Raw genomic sequence first — 5,897 nt, forward strand, 5'->3', positions numbered from 1 at the left:
ACGCTATGGCAGCCGCTTTGTGACTGCCCGCGAGCTTCATGCCCAGGGCGTCGACGCAGCTCTCAGGCACATTCCGGACGGCGCGCGCGTCGTCGTGAGCTTCGACTGCGACGGCCTCGATCCCAGCATCATGCCGGGCGTGGCGGCGCGCACGCCAGGCGGCCTCACCTACACCCAGGCGATCGACCTGATCGCCGGCCTCGGCAAGCGGGCCAGGATCGCAGGATTTGATCTGGTCGAATTCTATCCGCCTGCCGACCTTGACGGCCTGTCGGCGCTGACTGCAGCCCGGCTTCTCGTCAATGTCATCGGCACTGTCGTCCGGCAGGTTTAACTCAGATGGCCTGATGCCCCGACGAGATTCCCCGTTATGGCCGACCGATGTCGCTTCGAGCTCATGCCGGACCACCCTACCCGGTGGGACTGCGCTGCCGGCATCAGCGTTGACGCCACATCCGCGTTTATCTTTGCCAGAAGGGCAGCTTTCCGATCTCTTCCTCGGCCTGCTGTTTCGTCAGTCCGATATCGTCGATCAGATGCGGGTTGGCCTCTGATATCCGCTTCAGATCCCAGCGAAACCGTATCTGCTCGCGCCGGGCCGCGATCATGCCTCGCAGGGTCTGCAGGCTGTAGCGCCGGCGCGATGCCTGCCCGACCAGCGTTGCCAGCTGCGGGATCGATGCAAACGTGTCGTTCATGGCAACCTCCTATGGTTTGCGGCCCCATGCTTTTCGAGTTGGGGCCTTCCACCTGAATGAGGTTGGATTCTGCAGGATGCGGGCTGCGCCGTAATTAAGCGCATCCAAATAGTTCTCAAATCTTCCAAATCGGCCTGAGCGGTTCATCGGACATGACGAACTGCTCTACCCGTCTCACACTTTTCCTGGAATTGCTCTATAGATGCGCCGCATGCAGGGATCGCGCTTTGCCTTCGGCCCGTACGTGCTTGATTCAGCTGCGGGAACGTTGCTTCGGAACGATGTCCCCGTGGCCGCCGGCTATCGGGGGCTGAAGCTGCTTGCCGCGCTCGTGGAACGTCCCGGCGAAATCCTGGCCAAGGCCGAGCTGATGGACGCGGCATGGCCGGGCACGGCCGTCGAGGAAGGCAACCTCACCGTCCAGATCGCGCAGCTCAGAAAGCTGCTCGGCCCCGCCGCCGACGGCGGTGAATGGATCGCTACGGTGCCGCGCGTCGGCTATCGCTTCACGGGGGTCATCGAACAGCTTGGCGAGACGACACGAAAACCTTTGCCACTGCCCGGCAAGCCTTCGATAGCCGTGCTGCCCTTCGTCAATTTCGGCAATGATCCCGAGCAGGAATCCTTCGCGGACGGGTTGACCGAAGACCTGATCACTGACCTGTCCAGGAACGCGGGACTGTTCGTCATCGCGCGCAACTCGGTCTTCGTCTACAAGGGAAAGCCGATGGATGTGCGCGCGATCGCCGAGGACCTTGGCGTGCGCTACCTGCTTGAGGGGAGCGCAAGGCGCGCCGCGGGGCGTGTACGTATCAACGCGCAGCTTGTCGACGCGGTGAGCGGTGAACATCTGTGGGCGGAACGCTTCGATCGCAGTCTGGAAGATATTTTTGCGGTCCAGGACGAGGTAACGGCCAAGATCGTGGAGGCGCTGCTCGGCCGGCTGCGCACGCAGCCGCCGCGCAATCGGCCCAAGAATCTCGAGGCCTACGATTTGTGCGTGCGGGCGCGAAAACTGATCGACGACTCGCCTCAGACGGCGCGGGAGGCGCATCTGATGCTGACGCGCGCGGTCTCGCTCGATCCGGAATATGCTGAGGCTATCGCTGGCTCGCCATGAACCATTGGATGGGATGGGTGCATTGGGGCGAGCCCGTCGACCCCAACCGGAGCATTGCCTTGGAGCTGGCCCGCAAAGCCGTGACGATCGACCCCAACGACGCCGGCTGCCGCTGGGTGCTTGCCAACCTGCTTGCCTATGAGCATCGCTTCGGCGAGGCGGATGCCGAATTCGCCAGAGCGTTCGAGCTCGATCCGAACGAGGCCGACGCCTGGGCGACATTGTCCGATATTGAGGTCCTTGCCGGGCGGATCGAGGAAGGCCTTGAGCACATTCGCAAGGCGTTCCGGCTGAACCCGTTTCCGCCGAGTTGGTACTATCTCACGCTCGGCGCCGCGCAATATGCGGCCCGCGACTATGAAGCCGCCATCGAGACGCTGCGCCGGGACGAGACCTATCGGACCAGCTCACGCCGTTTCCTGGCGGCAAGCCTTGCGCAGCTCGGCCGGTTCGAAGAGGCGCGCGCGGAGGTCGAGATGTTCCTTATCGCCAACCCGCATTTCACGACCAGCCACTGGGTCTGGACCGAGCCGTTCCGCGACGACGCGATGCTCGAGCATTTCGTTGACGGGTTCCGCAAGGCCGGGCTTCCGGACTGACGGCCAGAAAGGAATGGCGCGACCTATTCTTCGAAGCGGCTCGTCGCCTCGCGATCGCGCTCGTATCGCTTGCTGACTGGAAACGGCGGCAGCCACGACTCGCGACGGATGATCCAGCTTTCGTAGGTCGGGGCTAGCTGGTCTGGGGCGTCCAGGGTCCCGAGATGCACTTCGATCTCGTCCGCGGTGCGTGCGAAAACGGACGAACCGCAGCGCGGACAGAAAAACCGCCCGGCATAGTCGCGCGTCTCACCGTCGATCGTAACCGCGTCCTGAGGGAATACCGCCGAAGCATAAAAGAGCGCGCCATGATGTTTGCGGCAATCGAGACAATGGCAGATGCAGACCCTGTATGGGCGGCCCGACGCCACAAGTCGGACATTGCGACACAGGCAGCCGCCGGTGAATCGGTCCATGTTGCGTCTCCTTCAAAGCCGTGCGGTGGAACGTTAGCAGCGAACTCGCCCAGGCGTCCAAGGCTGAGACGTCTCGCTTGCGTGGCTCTCAAAAGCCGGATTCCATAGAGATCGATTTGATCCGTGGCTTGCCGTCTTAGAAAAACCCATCGAGAAAAGCCGCCGTCCCATGCGAGAGGCTGACGATCTTGTTCGTCGCCTGGCGATAGAATTTGAAGTTGAGCTCGGTCTCAGGCCTGCCATCGCTCCAGTCCTTGAACCGCTTGAGCTCGTCCCGACCCAATCGCCGCGTTGCCAATGCGGTGCGGCGGATGGCAACACTGACGCGCGGCGTCTGCCGTTCGCGCCGGATCTTTTGGGAATGGCCTCGGATGACGTGACAACGCCCCGTGCGACCAGCCCCTGTCCGGCTTCGTTTTCGCTGGCGAACACAAAGATCGTGTCGCCTTCGGCGATAGCCGCCATACATGGTTTTCTGCGCCGCGAATGAGAATGTCTCGGCCAGCGGATCCTTGACCTAGGCCTTGATCGCGAACGCCATGCCTTACGCATCCCGGCTGATGGTGATCCGGTAGGTCAGCCTGCGCTTGGCGCCTGGCGGGATCAGCATCACGCCCGGCTTGTCGGCGAATTCGCCGTCGAAATCGACCGGGCTTGCAACGCCATGCCAGGGCTCGATGCAGAGGAACGGCGCGCCGCCGGGCTTGGACCAGATGCCCAATTCGTTGAATCCCTGCCACGACATTTCGATCGCCGGCCCCCGCCCGGCGGCATAGCGCACGCTGGTGCTGGCGGGCCGGTCCAGAATGACGGCGTCGTCATCGAACAGCCGCTCGGAGAGGGCAAGCGTCTTGCCCTCGACGGGCGTTGGCTGCGGCGTCGGCAGCATCAGCCCGTCCTTCAGGCGTCGTATCGGCGCAGGTTCATCGTCGGCAAAGGTCAGCCGGTAGGCTTCCTTGGGCAATTCCGGCAGCAAAGGGCAGTTGAAGGCCGGATGGGCGCCGACCGAGGCCGGCAGCACCTCGTCGCCTGTGTTGGCGACCTCGAAGGTCACGCCAAGCTGGCGGGGGCCGAGGCTGTAGCTTATGGCCAGCCGAAAGGCGAATGGGTAGCGGGTGCGGGTCTCGGTGTCATCGGTCAGGACCAGCGTGCAAGAGGAAGGCCCCTGCTCCGCCCAGGCAAAGCGCCTGTGGCGGGCGAAGCCATGCTGCGTCATTGGATAGGCTTTGCCGCGATGGCGCAACGGGTCGCCTTTCAGCCGGCCGACTATCGGAAACAGCACCGGCGAATGACGCCGCCATTCAGGCCCCGCCTGCCACAGAAGTTCCGCGCCTTCGGCATCGCGCAAGGAGACCAGCTCCGCCCCCTGCCCGACAACCGTCGCCGAGATGCCGTCACCGTCAAGCGTCAGCTGGTCCATGCGTCCTCGCGACTGGCTGGTCGGGCCGGCAGGCTAGCAAAAGGCCTCGCCTGAACTCAAGGGCAGCAGGCAGTGCGGCATCCCCTCAAGCAGCCGCCGCAAACGACCGACAGCGTTGCCACGCCAGACACGATGCCAAAAGACAAACCGTGGCCAGCGGTTTACCCGTCGGCCACGGTTCGAAGCTGTTGCCTGCTACGGTCCGGACTATTCGCGTTCGCCGGTGAAATTCAGCAACAGCTGGAAGATGTTGATGAAGTTCAGATACAGCGAGAAGGCGCCGAAGACGGCGAGCTTCTGTTGCGATTCCGCGTCGAAATTCTCGGCATACTGCTCCTTGATCGTCTGCGTGTCCCAGGCGGTCAGGCCGATGAAGACCGCAATGCCGATCACGGAGATGGCGAACTGCAGCGCGGTCGAGCCGAGGAACAGGTTGACGAGGCTCGCGATCACCACGCCGATCAGGCCCATGATCAGGAAGGACGAGAACTGCGTCAGGTCGCGCTTGGTCGTGTAGCCGTAGAGGCTGGTGGCGCCGAACATGGTGGCGGCGATGAAGAAGGTGCGCGCGATGCTGGTGCCGGTGAACACCAGGAACACGGAAGCCAGCGACAGGCCCATGACCGCGCAGAAGGCCCAGAACATCGCCTGCGCGCTCGCCGCCGACATCGTCTGCATCTTGAAGGAGAAGAACATGACGAAGGCGAGCGGCGCCAGCATCACCACCCATTTCAGCGGCGTGGAGAAGATCGGGACGTAGAGCGCCGGCGTCGAGGCCACAACAAGGGCGACGAGGCCGGTGACGACGAGCCCGAGGCCCATATAGTTGTAGACGCGCAGCATGTGCCGGCGCAGGCCCTCGTCATAGACGGCACCGGCCCGAACGCCGGTGCCCATTCGGTATCCAAGATTAGGGCTGTTCATTTCGTTTCTCCTTGGTTTGGTCGGTTCGATTGGCTGTTTCAATAGAGAGTGCGGGCGAGCTTTTCGGCGGCCCGGTCGAGATCGCCGGCATCGCCTTGTCCGACGACGGCGTAAGCGACCTCGCCGATCTGGAAATAGGCGGACGAAATATCGCCCAAGGGCGCGACGGTGGGCTTCACGACGTCGAACGTGCCTGGCCTGATCGCAAACAGCGACACCAGCCCGAGGTCCTTCGTTTCGAGTGCCATCTCGACGCTCGGCCCGAACCGCGACGGATAGATCTGAACATCGCGGATCCGCCAGTCGTCGGGCAATGACGGCATGACGATCGCGGTCGCGGCGCGGATCTCGTCGGCATTGTAATTTGGCGCTTCGGCCTGGGACGGCATCGTCTCACGCACCAGCGTCGTCCGGTGCGCGCTCACCGCTTCCTCGACATAGGCGGGCGGCTGCGTCGACGCGACCACCTTGCTGACAGCGATCGGCCCGAAGACGCCGTTCGCAAGCCACCCCGCCGCCACCAGCACGGCGGCGGCCGCGGCGCGCCGCAGCACGGAAAAGGCACGGTCCCTGACAAGCACCCTCTCCAGCCGACGCGCCGCGTCGGTCGTCGCCGGGCGCGCCATTGCGCCTGGCCCGGCCAGCGCCACGCGCAACTCGTCGCGCGTTCTGAGATCCGACATCACACGCGCAGCCACTTCGGGGCGAGCGGACAGGAAC

The 5,897-nt window shown here is 63.7% G+C and carries 6 protein-coding genes and 1 pseudogene; 2 read left to right on the forward strand and 5 right to left on the reverse strand.

All coding sequences use genetic code 11. The annotated features are described in order from the left end of the window. The coding region (locus EOA60_RS15340) for an arginase family protein (protein ID WP_206628141.1) at positions 1-334 on the forward strand (334 nt) is incomplete at its 5' end. Positions 335-461: 127 nt separating this feature from the next. Here EOA60_RS15340 and EOA60_RS15345 read toward each other — a convergent pair. After that, positions 462-698, reverse strand: coding sequence for a hypothetical protein (locus tag EOA60_RS15345; protein WP_095800710.1), 237 nt, complete (start codon positions 696-698; stop codon positions 462-464). 202 nt (positions 699-900) lie between these two features. Between EOA60_RS15345 and EOA60_RS15350 the strand changes: the two are divergent. Beyond that, a pseudogene (locus EOA60_RS15350) lies at positions 901-2,417 on the forward strand (winged helix-turn-helix domain-containing protein). 23 nt (positions 2,418-2,440) lie between these two features. Here EOA60_RS15350 and EOA60_RS15355 read toward each other — a convergent pair. The 4 genes from EOA60_RS15355 to EOA60_RS15375 form a co-directional block, all read right to left on the reverse strand. Continuing rightward, positions 2,441-2,833 (reverse strand): GFA family protein, encoded by a 393-nt coding sequence (locus EOA60_RS15355; protein WP_095825420.1) that lies wholly within the window; start codon positions 2,831-2,833, stop codon positions 2,441-2,443. Positions 2,834-3,377: 544 nt separating this feature from the next. Then, positions 3,378-4,253 (reverse strand): aldose 1-epimerase family protein, encoded by an 876-nt coding sequence (locus EOA60_RS15365; RefSeq protein ID WP_128311563.1) that lies wholly within the window; start codon positions 4,251-4,253, stop codon positions 3,378-3,380. 207 nt (positions 4,254-4,460) lie between these two features. Further along, a complete protein-coding gene (locus EOA60_RS15370; RefSeq protein ID WP_067321335.1) occupies positions 4,461-5,177 on the reverse strand; it encodes a Bax inhibitor-1/YccA family protein in 717 nt (238 codons plus the stop codon). Between the two features lie 38 nt (positions 5,178-5,215). Beyond that, positions 5,216-5,897, reverse strand: a 682-nt coding sequence (locus tag EOA60_RS15375; RefSeq protein ID WP_164899327.1) for an anti-sigma factor, incomplete at its 5' end; no start/stop codon positions are given.

The sequence above is a fragment of the Mesorhizobium sp. M1A.F.Ca.IN.020.06.1.1 genome (assembly GCF_004023265.1).
GTDB lineage: Bacteria > Pseudomonadota > Alphaproteobacteria > Rhizobiales > Rhizobiaceae > Mesorhizobium.